The following is a 23309-nucleotide window of genomic DNA, read 5'->3' as shown; positions in this document are numbered from 1 at the left end:
GGGGCGACCAGCACGACATCGCCGACGAAGGCTGTACGGGGGTCGCCGACCTCCGACCGGTAGCGGTGCGGCAGTCCGTCCGGACCGGCAACGGGCCGGCCCTTCTCGGCCTCGGTCCGCAGGTGGTAGGCGGCCGGCAGAGCGGCCAGGCCGTCCCAGGCCGGAGAGGTCTCGCCGGGGCGTCGTACCACGGTGATCCCCGGGTGATCAGTCATGCTGCCGGCATCACACAGCAGGAACCACGTGCCGCCCCGGGCCTCGGAGAGCACCTCCCCACCCGCCCCGCGGGAAGCCGCAGAGGCGGGATGCACGGCGCCACCGCCGCCGGTTGCCTGTGATCACTCTCCTCAGGCACCTGTGACTGCTCATCACTGTGACGCGGGCGTTCAGGCGCCCGGAAGGAAGAGGCAGAAGGGGTGACCGTGAGGGTCACGGAGGACCCGCACGTCCTGCTGCGGCTGGTGCTCCTCCAGCGTCGCGCCCAGGGCGCAGGCACGCTCGGTCTCCGCCTCCAGGTCGTCGACCTGCAGGTCCACGTGCGCCTGCATCTGCTGGGTGCCCGGTCGCTGCGGCCACACGGGCGGCACATGACCGGCCTCCAGCTGGAAGCTGAGGCCGGGGCGCTCCTGCTCGGGAGCGCGCAGCCGCACCCACTCGGGCGACCGGTCGACCTCCTGCCAGCCGAGCAGGGCACGGTAGAAGTCGGCCAGGGCGGGCGGATCGGGAGTACCGAGAACGAAGGCACCGAGCATCGTCGTCATGACCCCACCCTGCCCCCGGGGTCCGGCCCCACGCATCCGCGCGCGCCCGCTCCGGTCCTTCCGGAGGGCCGTGCGGCGTGAGGGCAGGGCCCGGCCGTCCCGTGGTGGCGACGGCCGGGCCCTGCCGGTCATGCGGCACGCTTCGCGGTGATCAGCTGTAGATGCCGAACTCGTGCAGCGAGTAGCCCCAGGCCGTACCGCGGGCCTTCAGCTGGAGCCGTACGTACCGGGCGGTGGTGGAGGCATCGATGGTGTCGATGTCCCCGTTGCCCGAGGTGGTCGTGTGGACCGTGCGCCAAGTGCTGCCGTCGTCGGAGACCTGCACGTCGTAGGACTTGGCATAGGCGGGGTCCCAGACCAGCTGGATCTTCCGGAACGCGGTCCGTGCCCCGAGGTCGACCTGGATCCACTGGGGGTCGCTCCAGTCGCTGGCCCAGCGTGTCTCCGTCTTCCCGTCCGTGGCGAGGCCGGGAGCGCACGGGCAGTCGCCGTACGAGGCCTGGAAGGAGGAGGCGGTGGTGGCCTTGTTCAGAGCGACGTTGGTGCCGTCCACGGGCGGCGCGACGACCTTGACCGACTTCGTGTCGATTCCGGCGTTGCCGCGGCCGTCCTCGGCCTGGATGTACACCTTCCACACGCCGAGCTTCTCGGGTGCGGTGACGGCGAAGGTGCCGTTGCCGGTGGACCGCCACTGGGCCTCGACGAGCCCCTTGTCGCCGCTGGCGTAGTTGCCGCTCAGGAAGATCTTGTACTTCACCGCGTCGCCGTCCGGGTCCCGCACGTCCGCACGGACCGTGAACTCCTTGCCCGCCGGAGCCGCGTTCGCCGGAGTGACACCCATGTTGGTGATGACGGGCGGTGTGTTGTCCCCGCTCGTCGACCCGGCGTAGGCCTTCTTCACCGCGTAGTAGGACAGGCGCTTCAGGCCGTCGGGCAGCAGGTTGAACCAGACGCCGCCGAAGTCGTGCTCCAGCCCGTAGTGGAACAGCGTGGCACCGAGCGCGACCCCCTGGTGTCCGGTGACGCAGCCCCACGCCCTGGTGTAGCCCTCGGCCTTCTGCACGTCGGTGGGCTCGTCGGGTACGCCGTTGGCGTCGTCCGGGACCTCCCACTCGCCGGCCGGTCCGCCCTCGGTGATGATGTAGGGCTTGGTGTAGCCGCCCTGCTCCCAGGCACCGCGGACGTTGCAGATGTCGCCGTAGGAGTTCATCGAGTAGAGGTCGAGGTCGGGAGCGTTGCGCTTGTAGTAGGGCCAGGCGCCCGTCCACGCGTCGGTGGAGGTGACCGGGTGGTCCGGGTCGATGGAGTGGATCTTCTTGGCCACGTCGTTGACGAAGGACGTGTATGCGTTGCGCTGGTTCTCCAGCTCGGTGCCGCTGTAGCAGTTCTGGAGGCCGAGCACCGACTCGTTGCCGACGTTCCACATCAGGACACCGGGGTGGCTCTTGTAGGCGTCGACCCACTTGGCGAACTCGGTGAGCGAGCTGCTCTTGTAGGCCGTGTCGGTGACGTAGTTGACACAGCCACCGCTGCCGGGCCCACCGCCCGGCTGGAGCCAGAAGCCGCTGACGACCCGGATGCCGTTGGCGGCGGCCTCGTCGAGCAGGGGCTTGCTGGAGCCGTCGGTGCCCCAGGTCCGGATGGTGTTTACACCCATCGACTTGAGGTCCGGCATGTAGCGGGCCGCGTCCCCGACGGACGGCCCCCAGGTGAGCCCCTTGACCTGGTAGGGCTTGCCGCCGACGGTGAGCTGCCAGTTGCCCTGTGAGCCTGTCACGGCGACCTTGCCCCCGGTGGCGGGCGGCGGGCCGTCCCCGCCGCCGTAGACCTGGAACTCCCACAGCGAGTAGCCGTACCCACCGGGGCGGGCCGTACCGAGCATCCGGACGTAGCGGCCCGCGCCGGACACGGCGACGTCGTCGGTGCCACCGTCACTTCCGGTGACGGTCTTCAGGGAGCGCCAGTCGGTTCCGTTGTCGGAGACCTGGAGTTCGTAGTTCTTGGCGTGCGCCGCTTCCCACGTGAGTACGACACGGCTCACGTTCTGCTTGCTGCCGAGGTCGACCTGGATCCACTGGGGGTCGCTCCACTGGCTGGCCCAGCGGGTACCGGTGAGATTGCCGTCCACCGCTGCGGACGCCCCGAACGCCTCGCCCTCCTGGGACGAGGCCGTGGCGGGTCTCCCCTGGGACAGCAGGGTCTCGGCAGCTCCGGCGGGAGGGGAGGCGGTGAGGGTGAGGGACGACGCGATCAGCGCGCCGAGGGTGAGGAGGGGCACGCCGGCGCGGCGCCGTGCCCGTGGAGGGTGGGGGAGGAGTGGTGACATGTCTGCTCCTGGCAGGTTCGGATTCCGGGCGGCGGGACACGTGCAGGGGTTCCTGGAGCCGTCCGGCGTGTGGGGAAGGGGCCCCGCTCCGCTCGGCGGAGCGGGGCGTCCCTGTGCCGGCGCGCATTCCGGCGCCGCCCCTCCGGGCGGGGGCGCGGGGCTGGAACCCCGCCCGGAGGGCGTTGTTCCCGGTCCGTCCCGGCGGGCCGGACCGGGGTGTATCAGGGGGAGGACACCACCGTCGACGGGATCATCGAGATGCCCGAGGTGGACGACCGTTCCGGATGGTGGCCCGCACCGCGCCGGCGAGTCCCTTGCGGGCAGCTCCGGGCGGCGGGACCGCGACGAGGGGTAGACCAACTGCTGGCATCTGGGGGCTCCTTGAGAAGCAAACCGACGGGAGAGCGCTCTCCCGAACCTTGGCGCGCGCCCACTCGTGAGGTCAAGAACCGTGCACCGCTTATCTTTCATCTTTTATTAAGTGTCGATTTTTATGTGCGGGAGGTCGGCGCCGGTGAGGATGGCGCCCGGACGTCCGGCCCTGCGCGCCGGCACGGCATCGCTGACGCCGCGAGTGGGGCCGATCCCGTCTCGCGCGGGGGCGCCGAGGTGTGCTGACCAGCACCGGTACTCGCAGCCGAGGAACTGCGAGGGTGACGGCCCCGACGCCGTTTTGCCACCCGCCATAGCTGCGGGGGGACTTCTAGGGGGCCGAAGGGGTCGTACGGGGAGATGGGGCGCGGTGGCGGCACATCTGCACGACAGCCAGCACTCCCGCCCGGACCAAGTGCGTGGCCTGATGGTCGGAACCGCCGTCGCGGCTTCGGTGCTCGCCGTGATCGTGCTGCCCGTACTGCCGCCCTCCGGCGCGACCTGGACGTACGGCATCAACACGAATTCCGGGGAATCCCCGGGCCGGCCCCAACGGGTGGGCAAGGTACGGCAGGTATGGACCGGGCACCCGCCCGAGCAGCGCGTGAACGCGGTGATCCTCGCCGCAGGGCCGGACGTGCGACAAGAGCAGCGGGGTCAGGCCGGGCAGGTCGACGGGGTCCGTTCTTGCCAGCGCACTTCGGATACGCCTGCCCTGGCCTTTTGCGGCGGTTGCCCGAGCGGGGCGTTGTGGGCGGGTGATCCCACGGCCGGGTCGGCCTCCGGATCGGTCTCAGTGGGGCGGTGGTCTTGCCCGCGGTCGGTCGTGCACCGTACCCATCACGGTCCGCAGTACCACCGGCGTCCGGACGGCGCGGGACCCTGACCGCGAGGAGCGGCCGAACGACGACGGCCCGGGGGAGGGGGTGGTGGCGGACCGTGCGCGCACGCGCGATCAACCGTGAACCGCACAGCTGGGGAACGGGACACCGGCCGCCGTACGGGGACCAGCGGACGCTAGCCCGTGCCTCCGGCCGGCGACCGGACCGCCCGGGGAGCGCTCAGGGCAGCAGTGCCACGGCCCTGGCCCAGCCCGCGCCCGCTCCCGCGATCTTCACAGGGAAGCAGCTCACGTCGAATCCGGTGGGAGCCGGGAGCGACTCCAGGTGGGCGAGGCGCTCTATTTGGCAGTACTCCCGGTCGCGGCCCGCGAAGTGGGCGGGCCACAGAGCGCCGGCTTCGCCGGTCCGCTGGTAGTGCTCGATCATGTGGCGGAAAGGTGCGTCCAGGCTGAACGCATCCGTGCCGATCACCCGCACGCCCTGGTCCAAGAGGTAATGGGTGGCCGACCCGTCCAGGCCGGTGAAGTCCGTGAAGTAGGCAGGCGTGCCGGAGAGCCGGGACGCGCCGGTGCGGAGCAGCACGATCTCGCCCGCGCTCACCGTGTGGCCGATCCGTTTCAGCTCCCGGCTCACGAACGCGGCGTCCACGGTGCCGGGACCGGCACCGGAGAGGTCGAGGACCACTCCCGGGCCGTGAAACCACTCCAGCGGCAACTCGTCGATGTGGCGGGGCCGCCCGTCGCCGTAGGCCGCCACCGAGCCGTAGTGCGAGGGCGCATCGATGTGTGTGCCGGTGTGCGTGGTGAGGCTCAGTGTGTCGATCGACAGCAACTCCCCACCGGGCAGTACCGACGGGTCGAACTCTATGCCGAAGTGCGCGCGCATCTCCTCGCTCATGTGCTTGGCGCCGTCGGCGGCGCTCATCACCTGGTGCTCGACGGGTTCGGGCTCCCAGGCCGTCGCGTCGATCGGGGTGGAGAGATCGATGATCCGCATGCTGTCCTCCGCTGTGTTCCGCAGGTCAGGGATACGTGCTTCGTCACGCGCGCAGGGTCAGACCGCCGTCGGCCGTGATCACCTGACCGTGTATCCACCGGGCGTCGTCGGAGCAGAGCAGCGCCACCACAGCGGCTATGTCGTCCGGGGTGGTCAGCCGTCCCGCGGGAGTCCTTGCGGCGAGGGCCCGCATCAGGTCGGAATCGCCGCTCCCCGGACCCTTGTCGAGCTTCGCGGTGGAGACGCCGTTGACGGTGATGCCCAACGGGGCGAGCTCCACGGCCAGATAGCGGACCTGCGCCTCCAACGCGGCCTTGGCGATCCCGGCGCCGACGTAGCGGGGGACCACGCGCCGGGCGCCGGTGCTGGACACGACGACGACGCGTCCCGGGCCGCCCGCCATGGCCCGGGCGAGCGGCCGGACGCCGTACACCAGCGGGGCCAGCGCTGCCGTCAGGTCCGTGGCCACCCCCTCGGGCGCCGGATCCGCCGCGTCCATCGGATGGAACGAGACGGCGCTGTGCACGAAGAAATCGAGGCGGTCGTGGTGCTGCCGGATCCCGCGCAGCAGCCGGGGCAGGGCGTCGGGCCGGGTGATGTCGCTCCGTAGCGCCGTGGCGGTCCCGGGCAGCTCCTCACTCTGGAGGGCGGTCACCGCTTCCTTCGCCCCGGCCTCGTCGTGCGCGTAGTTGAGGAACACGTGGCAGCCGCGCCGCATCAGCGTACGGGCGACGGCGAACCCCGTGCCCCGGGTACCGCCGGCCACGAGCGCGACCTTGCCGTCGGCGGGCCCACCCGGCCCCACGTCAGCTCGCCCCCGACATGTTCAGGTTGACGAGGCGCAGGAACTCGCCCGGCGTCCTCGCGACGCCGACGATCTCGTCGGCGATCGGCCCCCCGAACTCGCGCTCCACCCTGCTCACCGTCTCCAGCAGGGCGAGCGAGTCGTACCCGAGGTCGGTGAAGGGCACGTCGGTGATGTCACCGTCCAGATCGACGCCCTCGTCCTGGCCGGCCCCCTCACGCATGATCCTCTTCAGGTCTTCTGCGGTCATCATGACGGTTGTTCCTCCTGGAAGTTCCGAGTCGATGCACACTTCGGGCCGCCCGGCTCGGCGCCGGTGCCCGGGCCGCGCTCTCCACGGCCGAGAGTCGCCGACGGGCATCCAGGCCCGCTCGAGCCGGCGTGGAGCCCCGCTCTCCAGCCCGGTTCGACCATGGTTCGACCCGGTGCGCACAGCCTGAGTGGCCCAGCCCACGACCCCTACGACCGGACAGGCGAAGTCATGGCTCAGGCAGCTACACGGACAGCCCGGGACCGGACCGTGCACCGGCACGGTCCTCGGCTGGCCCATTCGGCACAGGTCGGCGACCGGGTCGGCGGGATACCCGGCTGGCTGGACGAACGCCGGCGAGCTGGCACGTTCGAGGTCCGGCGCATCCCCTTCGGCGAGATGCTGAAGTGGCGGATCGACCCGGACACCGGGAACCTGGTGCACGACAGCGGACGCTTCTTCTCCGTCGAGGGCCTGACGGTCCGTGGGGAATCCGGCACCACCTGGTCCCAGCCGATCATCAACCAGCCCGAGACCGGGGTGCTCGGCATCCTCGTCAAGGAGATCGACGGAGTCCTGCGGTTCCTGATGCAGGCCAAGATGGAACCCGGGAACATCGGCCTGTTCCAGCTCGGCCCCACCGTCCAGGCCACGCGGAGCAACTACACCGGAGTGCACCGGGGGCGGCCCACTCCTTACATCGAGTACTTCGTGGGGGAGCGGCGCGGCGAGGTGCTCACGGACGTGCTCCAGTCCGAACAGGGCGACAGCTTCCTGCGCAAGCGCAACCGCAACATGGTCGTGGAGATCACCGAGGACATCGAGGTCCGGGACGACTACCGCTGGCTCACCCTGGGCGAGATCCATCAGCTCCTCGCCGTGGACAACCTCGTCAACATGGACGCCCGCACGGTGCTGTCGTCGCTGCCGTTCCCCCCGGGGGACGAGGACGCGGCTCCGCACAGCGACACGGAGATCTTGAGCTGGCTCGCCGGGATCAAGACCCGCCATGAACGCGAGGTCGTCACCTTGCCGCTCGCCCGGATCGAGGACTGGCGGCGCACACCGGTGGAGATCGCCCGCAGCGACGGCCGCCACCTGCGGGTGCTCGCCGTCTCCGTACGGGCGGGAAACCGCGAAGTGACGAGCTGGACGCAGCCGTTGCTGGCCGCCCAGCGCCAGGGCATCGCCGCGTTCGTCGTCCGACGCACCGCGGGCGAGCCGCAGGTTCTCGTCCAGGGACTCACCCAGCCCGGTACCTTCGACGTCGCCGAGATTGCGCCGACCGTGCAGTGCGTGACGGACGGCTGGCACGATCTGCCTGAGAAGCCGCCCTACCTCGACTACGTGCTCGCCGTACCCGACGACCGCGTGCACTACTCGGCGCTGCTGTCCGAGGAGGGCGGCAGGTTCTACCGCCGCGACAACCGCTATCTCGTCGTCGAGGCCGACGAGACCCTCGGCGACGACCCGCCCGATGCCTACCGGTGGCTGGGGTTGTCCCAGCTCAAGCGGTTCACCGGCTACAGCAATCACGTGGACGTGGAGGCTCGTACCCTGATCGCCTGCCTCCAGTCCCTCTGGGGAAAGGAGCCACTGTGGGCCCAAGGCTGAGGGTCGGCGTGCTCGGCTGCGCCTCCATCGCCCGCCGCAAGATGCTGCCCGCCCTGGCGTCGAACCCGTCGGTCCGGCTGGTGGCGGTGGCCAGCCGCACCGGCGAGAAGGCGGCCCGGTTCGCTGCTCCCTACGGGTGCGAGGCGGTCACGGGATACGAGGAACTGCTGCGGCGTACCGATGTCGACGCCGTGTACATCCCGCTGCCCGCCGCGCTGCGGGCCACATGGATCGCGCGGGCTCTGGAAGCCGGAAAACACGTTCTCGGGGAGAAGCCGCTCACCACGACCGCCGCGGACGCCCGGCACCTCGTCGCCCTCGGCGGACGACGGAGACTGCTGCTGATGGAGAGCTTCATGTTCCTCCACCACTCCGTCCACCGGAGCGTCACCGAGCTCGTCGCCGCGGGACGCATCGGCGAACCACGGTCCTTCGCAGCCGAGTTCACCATCCCACCGCTTCCCGCGGACGACATCCGCAACCGTCCCGGCCTCGGCGGCGGTGCACTGCTCGACCTGGGTGTCTACACCGTCCGGGCGGCGCAGTACTTCTGCGGCCCGGGCCTGTCCGTGGCGGGCGCCGTGCTCATGATCGACGCGCCCGCAACCGGTACACCCTTGGACACCGGTCCGGCCGGGGGGGTCGACCGGGCGGGGGCGGCGCTGCTCTCCTCGGACCGGACCACCGCCCAGCTGACCTTCGGCATGGCCCATGCCTACCAGTGCCGTTACCGCATCTGCGGCAGCGAGGGCCTCCTCTCACTGGACCGGGCGTTCACCCCGCCGCCCGACCTGCGGCCCGTGGTGCGCATCGAGGACAAGGACGGCACCGAGGAACTGACACTCGAGGCCGACGACCACTTCGCCAACATCGTCAGCGCCTTCGCCGGCACCGCCCTGGGCGGTGGTGACCTCACCGGGTACGGAGAGCAGATCCTTCGCCAAGCCGACCTGGTGGAGAGCATCCGACAGGCGGGTGCTCCCGCCCCCCGCGCCGCATAGGAGCCACACATGCGCATCATCGGCCACGGTTTCCTGGCGCGCAGCATCCGGCCGCTCGCCGGATCGCACCCCCGTGTCGTCGCCTTCGCGGCCGGCGTGTCCAGCGGCGACGGCGTTGCCGAGGACCAGTTCGCCCGCGAGGCCGCACTGCTGTACGACACTCTCGGCCGGTGCCTGCGCAACGGCCGGCGACTCGTGTACTTCTCGACCTCGTCCGCCGGTATGTACGGGCTTCGGCATGGTGCCGGGCGGGAGGACGGCCCCGTACGCCCCTCGTCCCCGTACGGCAGACACAAACTGGCCATGGAGGAGGTCATCAGGAACTCGGGCGCGGACCACCTGATCCTGCGTCTCGCCTACCCGGTGGGCCCGGGACAGCGCCCGCACCAGTTCCTGCCCTCGCTGGTCGCACAGGTCCGGCGGGGCCGCGTCCGAGTCCACCGGGGAGCGCGCCGTGACCTGATCGACGTCCGCCACGCCGTGTCCCTGCTCGAGAGCCTCCTCCATGAGGACGTCTCGCGGCAGGTGGTCAACATCGCCTCCGGCTGGGAGGCGGCCGTGGAGGACATCGTCGGCCACCTCGAGCACCGCACCGGCGTCGTGGCCGAGCACCACACCGTCGACGTACCCGCGGAGGGCCCCGTGTCCACCGAGCGGATGCACGGGCTCGTCCCGAAGGCCGCGGAGCTGGGCTTCGGACCCTGCTACTACCGGCAGGTCATCGACTCCTATCTGGCAGCCGTCGCGCCTTCGAGTCCGGCTTGAGCGGACTTGGAAGGCCGGTGGCCACACTGGCGGCCATGACCACGACTGCTCCGCCCCCGGACACCCATGTACCGGACTGGGTCCTCTGCCCCGGCTGCCGGGCCCCCGTCTACGGCAAGCGGTTCGTCCGCAACGACCGGGTCTGCCCCCACTGCGGGCGGCACGGTTCCCTGACCGCCCCGGAGCGACTGGCCGGCCTCCTCGACCCAGGTGGTGTGGAACCGCTCGTGCACCCGGTACGGACCGGGGACCCGCTGGGGTTCGTCGACGTGCGGGCCTATCCCGAGCGGCTGCGGGAGGCCCGCGAGCGCACCGGCCTGGACGAGGCCGTGCTCTGCGCCCGCGGCACCGTCCGGGGACTGCCGCTGATCGTGGCGGTGATGGACTTCCGTTTCATGGGCGGGAGCCTCGGCAGCGCCGTCGGCGGACTGATCGCCCATGCGGCGGACACCGCGCTGCGGGAACGGACACCGCTCCTGCTCGTCACCGCGTCGGGCGGGGCGCGGATGCAGGAAGGGGCCCTCGCCCTGATGCAGATGGCCACGACCAGTCAGGCGATGGCGCGGCTCGACGAGGCGGGCATCCTGACGATGTCGCTGGTCACGGATCCCACCTACGGCGGGGTGGCTGCCTCCTTCGCCTCACTCAGCGACGTGATCATCGCCGAACCGGGGGCCCGGATGGGCTTCGCCGGTGCCCGGGTGATCGAACAGACCATCCGGCAGAGTCTGCCGCCCGGTTTCCAGTCCGCGGAATCCCTTCTGTCCCGGGGCTTCATGGACCTCGTCTGCCCCCGGTCCGGACTGCGCACGAAACTGGCCCGGCTGCTGTCCTTCGCGTCGGGGGAGCGGCCGGGCCCGGTGGGCGGCGACGGAGCACTGATAGAGGACTACCGGCAGCTGCCGGAGGAGGACGCGTGGACAGCGGTCCGGGGTGCCAGGGACCTCGGCCGTCCCACCACGCAGGACTACCTCGGCCAGATGCTCGACGACTTCGAGGAACTGCACGGCGACCGGCTGTCCGGGGACAGTCCCGCGATCGTCGCCGGCCTCGGCCGCATCGACGGCACCCCGCTCGTGGTCATCGGCCACCGGAAAGGGCACACCACCACCGAGCTCGTCGCGCACGACTACGGCATGCCGACCCCCTCGGGCTACCGGAAGGCGGCCCGGCTGATGCGGCTCGCGGCGAAGCTCGCCCTGCCCGTGGTCACCCTCATCGACACCCCGGGCGCCCACCCCGGACTGGAGGCGGAGAAGGGCGGCCAGGCGGCGGCCATCGCCGAGAACCTGCGGCTGATGTCCCGGCTTCCGGTCCCCGTGGTGGCCGTCGTGACGGGTGAGGGGGGCAGCGGCGGCGCGCTCGCGCTGGGCGTCGCCAACAGCGTCCTGGCGTGTTCGGGAGCGGTCTACTCGGTGATCAGCCCGGAGGGCTGTGCGGCCATCCTCTGGAAGGACTCCACCGCCGCGCCCCTGGCGGCCGAGGCGTTGCGGATGGGCGCGCGCGACCTGCTGCGGCTGGGGATCGTCGACGGAGTGGTGCCGGAACCCGAGGGCGGCGCGCAGAAGGCACCCGAACGTGCGGCGGCCCGGCTGCGTGAGGCCGTCGTCGCCAGGCTCGCGGCACTGACGCGGTTGGGCCCGGCCGAACTGGTCGAACACCGGTACGCACGTTTTCGGCACTACAGCGCCGGCCTGGACGACGCACGAGCGGAAGGGACGACATGAGCACAGGGGACGAGACGAAGGCGGGGGACGGCCAGGGCGAGCGCGAGGAGGGTCTCGCGGACCTCCTCGCGGTGGTCCACCGCACCGCCGCCCGGCTGCTGGCCGCAGCGGGCACACCGCCCGCGGAGCTCAGAGTCCGGGCCGGTGAGGTGGCGGTGGAGATGACGTGGCCCGACCCGGAGCGGGCCACCGCGCCGGGAACCGATCCCTCCGCGGCCGTGGGCGCGGCCCCCGGCCCGGTGCACGCCGCACCGGACGGGACGGGGGCCGAGGAGGACGTGGAGTACATCCGCGCTCCGACGGTCGGGGTGTTCTACCGCGCGCCCGAGCCCGGCGGGAAGAGCTTCGTCGACGAGGGCGACGTGGTCGCGCCGGGACGGCAGCTGGGGATCGTCGAGGCCATGAAGCTGCTCATACCGGTCGAGGCGGTCACCGACGGCCGGATCGTGGAGGTGCTCAAGGCGGACGCGGCCCCGGTCGAGTACGACGAACCGCTTTTCGCCGTACGGCCGCCGGAAGCGGCCTGAGGAGAGGCATGCAGATGCTCCAGAAGTCCACGCACCGGCGGCCGGATGACGGCCTGCCCCTGTTCGAGAAGGTGCTCATCGCCAACCGGGGAGAGATCGGGCTCCGGGTGGCCCGCTGCTGCCGGGATCTGGGCATGCGAGTGGTCGCCGTCTACTCCACCGAGGACCGGGACTCGGCGCTCGTCCGCATGGCGGACGAAACCGTGCACATCGGTCCGGCGCCGGCCCGGCACAGCTATCTGAACATCCCGGCCCTCATCGAGGCGGCCCTGCGCACCGGGGCCCGGGCCCTGCATCCCGGCTACGGATTCGCCTCCGAGAACCCCGACCTCGCCGAGGTCTGCGAGGACCACGGCATCACCTTCGTCGGCCCGTCGGCGACCGTCATCGACCGGCTGGGCGACAAGGTCAGCGCCCGCGCGCTGATGGCCGAGGCCGGGCTGCCCCTGCTCCCCGGCGGCGTCGAACCGGCGGCCGGCCTGGAGGAGGCCCGCGCCCTCGCCGCGGAGACCGGCTACCCGCTCATCATCAAACCGGTGGCCGGTGGCGGCGGCCGGGGCATGCAGGTGGTGCGCGGCCCCGGCGAGCTGGCGGCGAAGTACCGGCAGGCACGCGGCAAGGCGCAGGCCCTGTTCGGGGACAACCGGGTCTATCTGGAGCGCTACCTCGCCTCCGCCCGGCACGTCGAGATCCAGGTGCTCGGTGACCGGCTGGGCAATGTCGTCCACCTGGGGGAGCGGGACTGCTCCGTGCAGCGCCGGAACCAGAAGATCATCGAAGAGTCCCCGGCGCACGGTTTGCCGGCGGACGTCGTACGGCGCATGGGGGAGGCGGCGCTGCTCGGGGCCAAGGCCGCCGAGTACACGGGGGCGGGCACCTTCGAGTTCCTGGTGGACGACACCGGCGACTTCTACTTCATGGAGGTCAACTGCCGTATCCAGGTGGAACATCCCGTGACCGAGATGGTCACCGGGGTGGACCTGGTGCGCGAGCAGTTCCGGGTCGCGGCCGGACTGCCGCTGGAACTCTGCCAGTCCGGCGTCGCCCCGCGCGGTGCCGCGATCGAGTGCCGGGTCAACGCCGAGGACCCCGCGCGCGACTTCCTGCCGGCGCCCGGTCCGATCGAGGAGTTCACCGCTCCGGCGGGACCGTTCGTACGGGTGGACACGGACTGTTTCCCCGGGCACCGCATATCGGCGGCCTACGACCCGTTGCTGGCGAAGGTGATCACTTGGGCCCCCGACCGCGCGCAGGCACGGGAGAGGATGCGCCGGGCGCTGGACGAATTCCATGTGAGCGGTCCCGGAGTGCGTACGAACATCCCGTTCCTGCGCCGCGTACTGGACGACCCGCGTTTCGCCGACGGCACCCACACCACGTCGCTCGTCGCGGACCTCACCTCACAGGAGACCCTCGGATGACCGCCGACCAAGGCCACCGCGCCACCAGCTCCGCCACGGACGTCTGTGTCGTCGGCGGCGGCCCCGCCGGGCTGACCCTCGCGCTGCTCCTGCTCCGCTCCGGAGTACGGGTCACCCTCGTCGAACGCGCCACCTCCATGTCGCGTGAGTACCGGGGCGAGATACTCCAGCCCGGCGGGCTGGCCCTGCTCGATCAGCTCGGGGTGCTGGAACCCGCCGTCGCGCGCGGCGGGTACTGGCTGGACAGATTCCAGCTGGTGGAACGCGAGCGGGTGCTCCTCGACATCGCCTACGGCCGGCTGCCCGCTCCGTACAACCGCCTGCTCAGTGTTCCGCAGCGGCACGTACTGGCGGAACTGCTCGCCCGCTGCCAGGACTTCGTAGGCTTCCGCTATCTCGACGGACACCGGCTGAGCGCTCTCGTCGAGGAGCGCGGAGCCGTCCGGGGTGCTGTCGCCGAGGGCCGGGCCGGTACCCACACCGTGCGGGCCGGATGGGTCGTCGGCGCCGACGGACGGTTCTCCAAGACGCGGCGGCTCGCCGGGATCGGCGCCGAGAGGCAGGACGTGTTCGCCTTCGACGTGCTGTGGTTCAAACTGCCGCAGGAGGGGCCGCCCGGCCGAGAGGTGCGCGTCTTCCGGGCGGCGGGCCGGCCGGTGCTCGTCTACCCGTCGTACCCCGGCACCGTGCAGCTCGGCTGGACCCTGCCGCACAAGGGGTACGCGGAACTGGCGGCGCTCGGCGTCGACACCATCAGGTCCGAGATCGCCCGCGCGGTCCCCGCGTACGCCGACCGGCTCGCGCGGCACCTCAACGCTCTCACCGACTTCACCCTGCTGGACGTCTTCGCCGGACGCGCGCGGGAGTGGGCGCGCGACGGCCTCGTCCTGATCGGGGACAGCGCGCACACCCACAGCCCGCTCGGCGCCCAGGGCATCAACCTCGCACTCCAGGACGCTGCCCTGCTGCACCCCGTCCTCGTCGAGGCGCTGCGCGACGGCGACTTCTCGGCCGGACGGCTGGACGCCTACGTGCTGCCGCGCTCCCGTGACATCGACCAGGTGATGAAGACACAGACGATGCAGGCCAAGGCGATGCTCTCGCAGGGCCGGGTGGCCCGGGTGGTGCGTCCGCGGCTGGCCGGCCTCGTCCAGCGCACGCCCATCGGTCCGAAGATCACCCGGCACATCGCGCTGGGCAACCCGGCCGCGCGGGTGCGCTCCGATCTGTTCGTCCCCGGTCCGTCCGGCCGGTCGTAGACCGGGCTCAAGCCGTGCGCGTATCCACCGGACACCTCCCGTGCCCCGTCAGGAACCGTCGAGAGAAAGAGGACTTCGCATGGATCTCGCCACCCTCCCGCAGGAACGGCTGCGTGCCGGCATCGAGCAGTTCTACGCCCGCCACATGCAGCTGCTGGACACCGGCCGTGCCGAGGAATGGGCGCGTACCTTCACGGAGGACGGCACCTTCGCCCTCCCGGGCCGCCCCGAGCCCAGCCGCGGCCGTGCCGAACTGGCCGAGGGGGCGAGCCGTGCGCATGCCGCCCAGCGTGCCGCCGGCGAGACCCATCGGCACTGGCACGGCATGCTCGACATAACGGCGCAGGACGACGGCACGGTCCGGGTGCGCTGCTACGCCCTGGTCGTGCTCACCCCCCGGGGAGGCGACCCCCGTCTGCACCGGGCCTGTGTCTGCGAGGACGTCCTGGTTGATGAGGGGGGCGAGTGGAAGGTGCGCGCCCGGGAAGTCTCGCGCGACGGCGCCTGACGGATCCACCCGAAGGGTCCGGCCCGTCCCCCCCCCGCACCACCCGGGGGGACGGGCCGGACCCTTCGGTGGATCCGCTGCGCCGCGCGCGGTTCCTCAGGCCGCGCGCGTGGTACGGCCCGCCCGTGTTTCCGGGGGAGAGGGGACCGGACCCGCTCCGGGCGGCGCCGACACCGCCACCGCGGAGTTGAACCCGCCGTGTCCCCGGCTGAGGACCAGCGCACGGCGCAGCGGTACCCGACGGGGCGCGGTGACGAGGTCGAGCCGGTAGGCGTCGACCTGCTCGCGCACATGCACCGTCGGCGGGATCACCTGGTCGGCGAAGGAGAGCAGGGCGGTCGCCACGTCGAGCGGGCCGCTCCCTGCCGCCAGCCGTCCCGTCATCGTCTTCGGTGCGGTGACGGGCACGCCGTGCGGGCCGAACACGGCGGCGAGGGCGTCCGCCTCCTCGCGGTCGGGACCGGGGCTGCCGGCCGCGTCCGCGAAGACCACGTCCACGTCCGCCGGGTCCCACGCCGCATCCTCCAGGGCCCGGCGCACCGCCCGCTCCAGACCGGGCGGGCGGCCCGTCCCCGGTGGGGGATCGAAGGTGGACGCACAGCCGTCCAGCAGCCCGTGGACGCGGGCGCCGCGCGCCCGGGCGGAGTCCTGGTCCTCGACGACCAGCAGTGCGCCGCCCTCCCCTAGCACGTGTCCGCAGGCACGGGCGTCGAAGGGGAGGTAGGCGTCGGCGGGGTCCTCGCGGGTGCTGAGGCGCCCACCCGTCAGCTGGGCCGTCCAGCTCCACGGGCACAGCGAACCGTCCACCGCACCACCCAGGACCAGGGGGGTGCCGCCGCGGATCATCCGGCGGGCCTGGGCGAGGGCATCGAGGCCGCCGGCACCGTCGGCCACCACGACGGAACCGGGCCCTCGCAGGCCGTGCCGGATGGAGACCTGCCCCGTGTTGACGGCGTAGAACCAGGCGAAGGACTGGTAGGCGCTCACATGGCCACTACCCTTGGACCACAGGTTCTCCAGCTCCCGCTGGCCGAACTCGAAACCGCCTGCCGTGTTGGCGGTGACGACACCCATGGCGTATTCGGGCAGGGCCGCGGGGTCGAGTGCGGCGTCGGCGAGCGCCCAGCCGGCGGCCACCAGGGAGAGCCGGGTCACCTCGTCGGTCTGCGGGATCAGCCGGTTGGGCAGCTCGGCCGACGCGTCGAACCCGCCGATCTGCCCGGCCAGCCGGGCGGGGTAGGACGCCGGGTCGAACCGGGTGACCCGCCCGATTCCGTTCTCGCCCCGCAGGGTGGCGGCCCAGTAGGCCTGCCGGCCCGCCCCGTTGGGGGCCAGTACGCCCATTCCGGTCAGCGCCGGGGATCTCATGACGCACGCTCCTCGGGGGCGGCGAGCACCATGGCGCTCTGGAAGCCGCCGAATCCGCTGCCCACGGTCAGCACCCTGTCCAGCGCCCGGTACCGGGCGCGCAGCGGCACGTAGTCCAGGTCGCACTCGGGGTCGGGCTCGTGCAGATTGGCGGTCGGCGGGACGACGCCGTGCCGAAGGGCCAGCGCACAGGCGGCGATCTCGATCGCGCCGATCGCCCCGAGCGAGTGCCCCACCATCGACTTGATGGAACTGACGGGGACGGCGTACGCGTGCTCGCCGAGCGCGGCCTTGAACGCGGCTGTCTCGTGACGGTCGTTCTGCTTGGTGCCCGAGCCGTGTGCGTTCACGTAGTCGATGTCGGAGGGACGGGCGCCCGCCTCGGCGAGCGACCGCCGGATGGCCTCGGCCATCTCCCTGCCGTCCGGGCGCAGGCCCGTCATGTGGAAGGCGTTGCAGCGGGAGGCGAAGCCGGTGATCTCGGCGTAGGGACGCGCCCCTCGGCGTACCGCGTGCTCGTACTCCTCCAGGACGAACATCGCGGATCCCTCGCCCAGGACGAAGCCGTTCCGGGTGGCGTCGAAGGGCCGTGAGGCGTGCTCCGGGTCGTCGTTGCGCGGGGTGGTCGCCTTGATGGCGTCGAAGCAGGCCAGGGTGATCGGGGAGATCGGTGCGTCGGTCGCCCCGGCCACCATCACGTCGGCGCTGCCCTCCAGGATCAGGCCGCGGGCGTGGGCGACTGCGTCGAGCCCGGAGGTGCAGCCGGTCGAGACGACCGAAGCGGGACCCTCGGCACGTACCCGCCAGGCCACCTCGGCGGCCATCGAACTCGGGACGAGGTGGTCGTAGAGGTGGGGTACGGCGTAGGTGTGGTCGACGAGCCAGTCCCTGCCGCCGTCGCTGACCGCGGTGTACTCGCGCTCCAGGCTGGTGGTACAGCCGACTGCGCTGCCGACCGTGACTCCCACCCGGGTGGGGTCGGTGCGGTGGAACTCCAGGCCGGCGTCGGCGACGGCCTCGTCGGTGGCGACGGCTGCGAACTGGGCGGCCCGGTCCATCCGCCGGGTCTCCTTGTGGGTCAGTCCGTGCGGGACGGGGTCGAAGTCGCACTCGGCGGCGATACGCGACCGGAACGGGGAGGCGTCGAAGAGGGAGATGGAACGGGTCGCCGTGCGACCGGAGGTGATCAGCTCCCAGAACGCCTTGGTGCCGGTGCCGCCGGGGGCCACCACACCCATTCCCGTGAGCACGACACGCCTGTTCATCGGGCCTCCTGGGCGGTGCGGGTGAGCGGTTGCCACCACGCCCGGTGGGCGCGGTACCAGTCGACTAGGCCGGCCAGCCCGGCGTCGAGCGGGATGCGGGGAGCGAAGCCGAGCGTGTCCCGGATCAGGGAGTCGTCCACTGCGTACCGCCGGTCGTGGCCCTTGCGGTCCTCGACCCTGTTCACCCGGCTCCAGTCGGCGCCGCACAGGCGCAGCAGGTCGCGGGTCATGTCCTCGTTGGACCGCGCGACGCCGGCGATGTTGTAGGCCGCGCCCGGCGCTCCCTCGTCCACAACGAGCTGGACGGCGCGGCAGTGGTCGTCCACGTGGATCCATTCGCGTACGTGGCGGCCGTCCCCGTACAGCGGCACCTGGAGTCCGTCCAGAAGACGGGTGACGAAGTGCGGGAGCAGCTTCTCCGGGTGCTGGTGGGGGCCGTAGTTGTTGGAGCAGCGGGTGACCGAGACGTCGAGTCCGTGGGTGCGCCAGTAGGCGCGTGCCATGAGGTCCGCACCCGCCTTCGAGGCCGCGTAGGGGGAGTTGGGTTCCAGCGGATGGTCCTCCGTCCAGGAGCCCTCGTCGATGGAGCCGTAGACCTCGTCGGTCGACACGTGCACCACCTTCCGCGGCCCTGTGCGCACGCAGCAGTCGAGCAGGTTCTGCGTACCGACCACGTTCGTACGGGCGAAGAGGGATGCGTCGTGGATGGAACGGTCCACGTGCGACTCGGCCGCGAAGTGCACCACCGCGTCGTGTCCCGGCAGCAGGTCGAGCAGTGGTCGCCGGTCGCAGACGTCGCCCCGGACCAGCGTCAGCCGGGGGTGGGTCATCGGCAGGTTGGCGGTGCTGCCCGCGTAGGTGAGCTTGTCCAGGACGGTGACGTGGGCCTGCTCGTACCCGGCGTAGGCGCCGGACAGCAGGCTGCGCACGTAGTGCGACCCGATGAAACCGGCGCCGCCGGTGACGAGGACCCTCATGCGACGACTTCGAGTTCGGTGTGGTCGCCCACCACGAGACGGTGGCGGCCCGTGCCGTTCACGGGAGCGCCCACCCGGGCCGAACGGCCGATGACCGAGCGGTGGATGCCGTTGACGTCGGTGACGGTCGCGTCCTGCAGCATGATCGAGTGGGAGATCCCCGCGTCGGTGAGCACGCAGTTCGCGCCGACTGCGGTGTGCGGGCCGACATAGCTGTCCTCGATCACGCAGCCCGCACCGATGATCAGTGGTCCGCGCAGGTGGGAGCGGATGATGCGGGCGCCGGGCTCCACGACCACCGGACCGAGCACGGTGCTCGCCGCGTCGACGGAACCGCGGACGGACGTCGTGACGTCGTCGAGCAGGAGCTGATTGCAGTCGAGGATGTCCTCGACGCGCCCGGTGTCCTTCCACCAGTCGGGCAACCGCACCGCCCGCACCTCGCTGCCCCGGTCGATCAGGGCCTGGATGGCGTCGGTGATCTCCCACTCGCCGCGCGCGCTGGGCCGGATGCGGGCGATGGCGTCGTGGATCTCCGGAGTGAAGAAGTAGGCGCCGGTCACGGCGAGGTTGCTCCTCGGCTCGCGCGGCTTCTCCTGGAGTCCCAACACCCGGCCGTCCGGGGCGGTCACGGCGACTCCGTACTCCTGGGGGCTGTCCACGGCGGTCACGGCGACCTGGGCGGCAGGCCGGTCCCGGCGGAAGGCGTCGGCGAGCGCGTGGACGCCGTCCGCGAAGACGTTGTCCCCGAGGTACATCAGGAAGTCGTCGTCCGCCAGGAACTCCCGCGCGACCAGGACGCAGTGGGCCAGGCCGAAGGGCGCCTCCTGCGGCAGGTAGGTGATCCGCAGGCCGAAGCGCCCGCCGTCCCCCACCGCCTCCTCGATCTCCGTGTGCCAGTCCCCCACGATGATGCCGACGTCCGTGACACCGGCCCGCGCGATGTCCTCCAGGCCGCGGGACAGCACCGGTTTGTTCGCGAGGGGGACCAGCTGCTTCGGCATGGAGTGGGTGAGCGGGCGCAGCCGCGTCCCCATTCCGCCGGCCAGAACCAGAGCCTTCACATGAATCCCTCTTTCCCGTCGCCGGGTCCGGATGGGCAGATGGGGTCCTTGGTAACGTGCCGCCCCCACAGCGCGGGTCGAGCGGAACTCGAACGCACCCGGCTCCCCCCATCTCGAGCGGACTTCGAGCTGGTGCTGAGGAAGCGTTTCTACGGTGGGCCCTTCACCAGGGCCGGCGAACGCGCAGGAGGAAGCATGCTCTCAAGGGGTGGCGAGCTCTATCTGGACCTCATGAAACGAGTGCTCGCGAACGTGATCTACGAGGACGCTCCGGTGGGGTGGTACGGCGACCTCGACGGTTTCGACACGAGCGCCCGCTCACAAGGACTCGACCTGCCCACGACGGCGCACACGATGGTCGGCCTGAAGCGTCTGGCCAACGTGCAGTCGTGTGTCGAGCGCGTGATCCGCGACAAGGTCCCCGGCGACCTGATCGAGACGGGGGTGTGGCGTGGCGGGGTCTGCATCCTGATGCGTGCGGTGCTGGAGGCGTACGGAGTGCGGGACCGCCGGGTGTGGGTGGCCGACTCGTTCGAGGGGGTGCCCGTCGTGCACTCCGCGAGTCATCCGCTGGACCGGGACATGGCGCTGCATCGCATCAACGGCGTTCTGAAGATCTCCCAGGAGGAGGTACGGGAGAACTTCTCCCACTACGGACTGCTGGACGGCCAGGTCGAGTTCCTGCCGGGGTGGTTCAACGAGAGTCTGCCCGGCGCACCCGTCGACTCCCTCGCGGTGATGCGCCTGGACGGAGATCTCTACGAGTCGACGATGGACGCGCTGACCCACCTGTATCCGAAGCTGTCGGTGGGCGGGTTCGTCATCGTCGACGACTACAACATCGAGCCCTGCCGGCAGGCGGTGTGGGACTACCGCGGTCGGCACGGGGTCGAGGAGCCCATCGAGCCCGTCGACACCTGCGGGGTGTACTGGCGCAGGACCGGGTGAGGAGCGGCCGGCCCCGGAGCGCGCCCATGGGGGCGGGCGACCAGGGTCGTGGCCGGCTCGTGCGGGTGGGGGGAGGCGGAGCGGTGAGAGGCGGATGTGGGTGGGGAGCGGTCAGCTGGCCCGCCGGGTGACCCACGGCTCACGGCCGGGGGTGGTGGGGGCGAACCGGTCGAGCAGCAGGTTGCCTTCGGTGGGGACCGCCCCGTGGTCGAGGGCGGGATCGGCTGCGAGCATCGCCCGGTGCAGGGCCTGGATCTTGAGTGAGGGCTCCAGGCCCAGTTCGTCGACGAGCCGCTCGCGCAACCGCCGGAACACGTCCAGAGCGTCCGGGCAGCGGCCGCAGCGGTACAGCGCGAGCATGTACTGGGCGTGCAGGTTCTCGTTCCTGGGGTACTGGGCGGCCAGCCCTGCCAGTTCGCCCGGAAGCTGGTCGTGCAGGGCGAGACGGAGCTTGGCGTCGACCACCTGCATCTGCACCGTGAGCCGGTTCTCCTCCAGGCGCCGTATCTCCGCGGACAGCAGTGGTCCCGCCTGGATGTCGACGAGCGGCGGTCCGCTCCACAGGTCGAGGGCCTCGGTCAGCAACCGGACGGCTCTCTCGTCGTCACCCTCGATGAACGCGTGCTGGCCCTCGGCGGCCAACCGGGCGAACTCGTTGACGTCGACGGAGCGTTGACTGAGATTCAGCTGGTACCCGCCGAACTTGGTGACGAGGATCCGCCGGGCGACGTCCGCGGGGGACAGACCCAGGGCACGCCCGAGGAGCCTGCGGGCCTGGAGGACGTATGTCTGGAGCGTGGTCTGGACACTGGCGGGCGGGTTGTCGCCCCACAGCTCCCGGGCCATCGCCGTGGTGGGCACGATGTGGTTCGCCTGCATGACCAGCAAGGCGATGATCTTGCGCGGCTTGGGGGCAGTGAGTTCGTCCGCCAGGTTGGGGTGGTCGGACGTCCGCAAGCCGAGAGAACCAAGTAACTGAAACTCGATGCGTTCCGTGCAGTAGCCGTAGATCACTATGGCCCCGATTCCGGTCGTCGAGATTGATGCCTGAGGCTAGTTTCATGAGATTAGTCTCGTGAGTCAAGCGAGTTCCGGTCGGCCTTCATTGCCTCCGTAATGTTCCTCCGGCGTATGCACTCCATGGCCGGTCCCCGCCAGGTCGGCTCGAAGTCGCCGGTCCTGGGGGTGGCGTGGCGTCCGCCGCGGAACACGGGCGGTAGCGCCCCGGCCGCGGCGCCTCTGGGCGAGGGTCCGGGTGGTCAGTGCAATCGGTCAAGCGTTCGACATGTTTTCGCTCAGAACTGTGACATGAAGTTACGGTTCGATCGCCCGGTCGGCCTGGGCGAAAATCGATGTACTCCGCACCTTCGAACCTCCGGCACCCGTCCGGCTCCACCGGCTCTCGAGCGGATTCCCAGCTGCCAGCCACAGGATCCGGAAGCGAACGGGCAGCGCGCCTTCTCACGCCGGGAGAGATCGATGACCGAGGACCACATACCCACTGTCACCCGCCAGGCCCTGCTGACCATGATGTCCGCGGTACGCAGGACGGGCATCCTCCGCGCCGGGGTCGAACTGCGGGTGTTCGATGCCGTGGCCGGTGCGCCGGCCGGCCCGGACGAGGTCGCGGCCTTCTGCGGAACCGACCGGCGCGGCATGCGCATCCTGCTCAACGCCCTGGCCGCGACGGGCCTGCTGGTGAAGGACGGTGATCGGTTCTCGCTCGCGCCGGGCGCCGACAGCACCCTGGTCACCACCCACCCCGACTACTACGGCGACGCAGTACGGCTCGCCGCCAGCGACTACGAGTGGGACGCGATCAAGCGCCTCGGCGACGCGGTGCGCTCGGGAGGTTCCGTGATGGAGGTGAACGCCGAGACACCCGCGTACACGTTCTGGGAGGACTTCGCCGCGCTGGGCACCCTGAACACCCCGCCGATCGCGGAACTGGTCGCCCGCCACGTGCTGCCCGGGACGGGGGAGCGGGACGAGGTGAAGGTACTCGACGTCGCCTGCGGGCACGGGCTCTACGGGTACACCCTGGCCGGTCACGATCCCCGCGCCCGAATCTGGTCCCTGGACTGGCCCAACGTACTGGCCGTCACCGAGACCAACGCGGAGAAGCTCGGGGTGCGCGACCGCGCGCACTTCATCCCCGGTGACATGTTCGAGGTACCGCTGGGAGGGCCGTACGACGTGGTCGTCGTCGCCAATGTCCTGCACCACTTCTCCACCGAGCGTGCGAAGGAGCTGCTGGCCAGGATGGCCGACGCGGTCCGGCCCGGCGGTCAGCTCGTCGCCATCGCCATCAGCACCAGCGACGACCCGCCGCACCTGGACCCCGTCCCGCACCTGTTCTCGGCGCTGATGCTGGCCTGGACCTCGGAGGGGCAGGTGCATCCCCTCTCCGACTACGAGGAGATGGTCACCTCCGCAGGTTTCGCACCACCGAAGGTCCACGGCCTCCCGCACAACCCGCTGCGCGTGCTCATCGCCGACCGTGTCTGAGAGGT

Annotated in this window: 20 protein-coding genes and 1 pseudogene; 10 read left to right on the top strand and 11 right to left on the bottom strand. The window is 71.1% G+C overall.

Translation table 11 applies throughout. From position 1 onward, the window contains the following. From ACFC51_RS27915 to ACFC51_RS27890, 6 genes and pseudogenes are all read right to left on the bottom strand, one after another. Positions 1-215, bottom strand: a pseudogene (locus ACFC51_RS27915) (GNAT family N-acetyltransferase); the annotation flags it as partial. 171 nt (positions 216-386) lie between these two features. Next, positions 387-761 (bottom strand): VOC family protein, encoded by a 375-nt coding sequence (locus tag ACFC51_RS27910; protein ID WP_376373671.1) that lies wholly within the window; start codon positions 759-761, stop codon positions 387-389. Positions 762-912: 151 nt separating this feature from the next. After that, positions 913-3087, bottom strand: coding sequence for a discoidin domain-containing protein (locus tag ACFC51_RS27905; RefSeq protein WP_376531462.1), 2175 nt, complete (start codon positions 3085-3087; stop codon positions 913-915). Between the two features lie 1433 nt (positions 3088-4520). Then, positions 4521-5297 carry a cyclase family protein gene (locus ACFC51_RS27900; protein ID WP_376531460.1) on the bottom strand — a complete coding sequence of 259 codons (777 nt, stop codon included), beginning with the start codon at positions 5295-5297 and terminating at the stop codon, positions 4521-4523. A 43-nt stretch (positions 5298-5340) separates the two neighbouring features. Next, positions 5341-6102, bottom strand: coding sequence for an SDR family oxidoreductase (locus ACFC51_RS27895; protein ID WP_376531458.1), 762 nt, complete (start codon positions 6100-6102; stop codon positions 5341-5343). A 1-nt stretch (position 6103) separates the two neighbouring features. Next, positions 6104-6355 (bottom strand): acyl carrier protein, encoded by a 252-nt coding sequence (locus tag ACFC51_RS27890; protein ID WP_376373660.1) that lies wholly within the window; start codon positions 6353-6355, stop codon positions 6104-6106. A gap of 228 nt (positions 6356-6583) precedes the next feature. Between ACFC51_RS27890 and ACFC51_RS27885 the strand changes: the two genes are divergently transcribed. The 8 genes from ACFC51_RS27885 (at position 6584) to ACFC51_RS27850 (ending at position 15174) form a co-directional block, all read left to right on the top strand. Further along, positions 6584-7966 carry an NDP-hexose 2,3-dehydratase family protein gene (locus tag ACFC51_RS27885; RefSeq protein WP_376531456.1) on the top strand — a complete coding sequence of 461 codons (1383 nt, stop codon included), beginning with the start codon at positions 6584-6586 and terminating at the stop codon, positions 7964-7966. Further along, a complete protein-coding gene (locus ACFC51_RS27880; RefSeq protein ID WP_376373654.1) occupies positions 7951-8967 on the top strand; it encodes a Gfo/Idh/MocA family protein in 1017 nt (338 codons plus the stop codon). The genes ACFC51_RS27885 and ACFC51_RS27880 overlap by 16 nt, the downstream gene beginning before the upstream one ends. Before the next feature lie 9 nt (positions 8968-8976). Next, positions 8977-9732 carry an NAD(P)-dependent oxidoreductase gene (locus tag ACFC51_RS27875; RefSeq protein WP_277330640.1) on the top strand — a complete coding sequence of 252 codons (756 nt, stop codon included), beginning with the start codon at positions 8977-8979 and terminating at the stop codon, positions 9730-9732. 35 nt (positions 9733-9767) lie between these two features. After that, entirely contained in the window at positions 9768-11459 is a 1692-nt protein-coding gene (gene accA, locus ACFC51_RS27870; RefSeq protein WP_376373651.1) for an acetyl-CoA carboxylase carboxyl transferase subunit alpha, read from the top strand. Next, on the top strand, positions 11456-11986 hold the full coding sequence (locus ACFC51_RS27865; RefSeq protein ID WP_376531454.1) for an acetyl-CoA carboxylase biotin carboxyl carrier protein: 531 nt from the start codon (positions 11456-11458) through the stop codon (positions 11984-11986). The genes accA and ACFC51_RS27865 overlap by 4 nt, the downstream gene beginning before the upstream one ends. 59 nt (positions 11987-12045) lie before the next feature. Continuing rightward, positions 12046-13407 carry an acetyl/propionyl/methylcrotonyl-CoA carboxylase subunit alpha gene (locus tag ACFC51_RS27860; protein ID WP_376531468.1) on the top strand — a complete coding sequence of 454 codons (1362 nt, stop codon included), beginning with the start codon at positions 12046-12048 and terminating at the stop codon, positions 13405-13407. Continuing rightward, complete coding sequence (locus ACFC51_RS27855) at positions 13404-14666, top strand: FAD-dependent monooxygenase (protein ID WP_376531452.1); 1263 nt, start codon at positions 13404-13406, stop codon at positions 14664-14666. Before ACFC51_RS27860 ends, ACFC51_RS27855 begins: the two co-directional genes overlap by 4 nt. A 79-nt stretch (positions 14667-14745) precedes the next feature. Continuing rightward, positions 14746-15174, top strand: coding sequence for a nuclear transport factor 2 family protein (locus ACFC51_RS27850; protein WP_376373644.1), 429 nt, complete (start codon positions 14746-14748; stop codon positions 15172-15174). A 96-nt stretch (positions 15175-15270) separates the two neighbouring features. On the opposite strand, the gene ACFC51_RS27845 is transcribed toward ACFC51_RS27850, so the two are convergent. From ACFC51_RS27845 to ACFC51_RS27830, 4 genes are read right to left on the bottom strand one after another with little or no spacing between them, the layout of a single operon-like run. After that, positions 15271-16542, bottom strand: a complete 1272-nt coding sequence (locus tag ACFC51_RS27845) for a ketosynthase chain-length factor (protein ID WP_376531450.1) — start codon at positions 16540-16542, stop codon at positions 15271-15273. Beyond that, entirely contained in the window at positions 16539-17807 is a 1269-nt protein-coding gene (locus ACFC51_RS27840) for a beta-ketoacyl-[acyl-carrier-protein] synthase family protein (protein WP_376373639.1), read from the bottom strand. Before ACFC51_RS27840 ends, ACFC51_RS27845 begins: the two co-directional genes overlap by 4 nt. Continuing rightward, positions 17804-18784 (bottom strand): dTDP-glucose 4,6-dehydratase, encoded by a 981-nt coding sequence (rfbB, locus tag ACFC51_RS27835; protein WP_376373636.1) that lies wholly within the window; start codon positions 18782-18784, stop codon positions 17804-17806. Before rfbB ends, ACFC51_RS27840 begins: the two co-directional genes overlap by 4 nt. Then, entirely contained in the window at positions 18781-19848 is a 1068-nt protein-coding gene (locus ACFC51_RS27830) for a glucose-1-phosphate thymidylyltransferase (RefSeq protein ID WP_376373634.1), read from the bottom strand. Before ACFC51_RS27830 ends, rfbB begins: the two co-directional genes overlap by 4 nt. Positions 19849-20043: 195 nt before the next feature. On the opposite strand from ACFC51_RS27830, the gene ACFC51_RS27825 reads away from it, so the two are divergent. Then, on the top strand, positions 20044-20796 hold the full coding sequence (locus ACFC51_RS27825; RefSeq protein WP_376531448.1) for a TylF/MycF family methyltransferase: 753 nt from the start codon (positions 20044-20046) through the stop codon (positions 20794-20796). Between the two features lie 111 nt (positions 20797-20907). Here the strand turns inward: ACFC51_RS27825 and ACFC51_RS27820 are convergent, their stop codons facing one another. Continuing rightward, the gene (locus ACFC51_RS27820; RefSeq protein ID WP_376373629.1) at positions 20908-21753 is read right to left on the bottom strand and encodes a BTAD domain-containing putative transcriptional regulator; all 846 of its coding nucleotides are present in this window, start codon (positions 21751-21753) and stop codon (positions 20908-20910) included. Positions 21754-22275: 522 nt separating this feature from the next. Here ACFC51_RS27820 and ACFC51_RS27815 point away from each other — a divergent pair. Continuing rightward, positions 22276-23304, top strand: a complete 1029-nt coding sequence (locus ACFC51_RS27815; protein ID WP_376373626.1) for a methyltransferase — start codon at positions 22276-22278, stop codon at positions 23302-23304. Positions 23305-23309: the final 5 nt, after the last annotated feature.

Source organism: Streptomyces sp. NPDC055962 (assembly GCF_042270185.1).
In the GTDB taxonomy this organism is placed as follows: Bacteria; Actinomycetota; Actinomycetes; order Streptomycetales; family Streptomycetaceae; genus Streptomyces.
The sequence above is the reverse complement of the archived record's forward strand: the minus strand, read 5'-3'. Positions and strand labels throughout refer to the sequence as shown.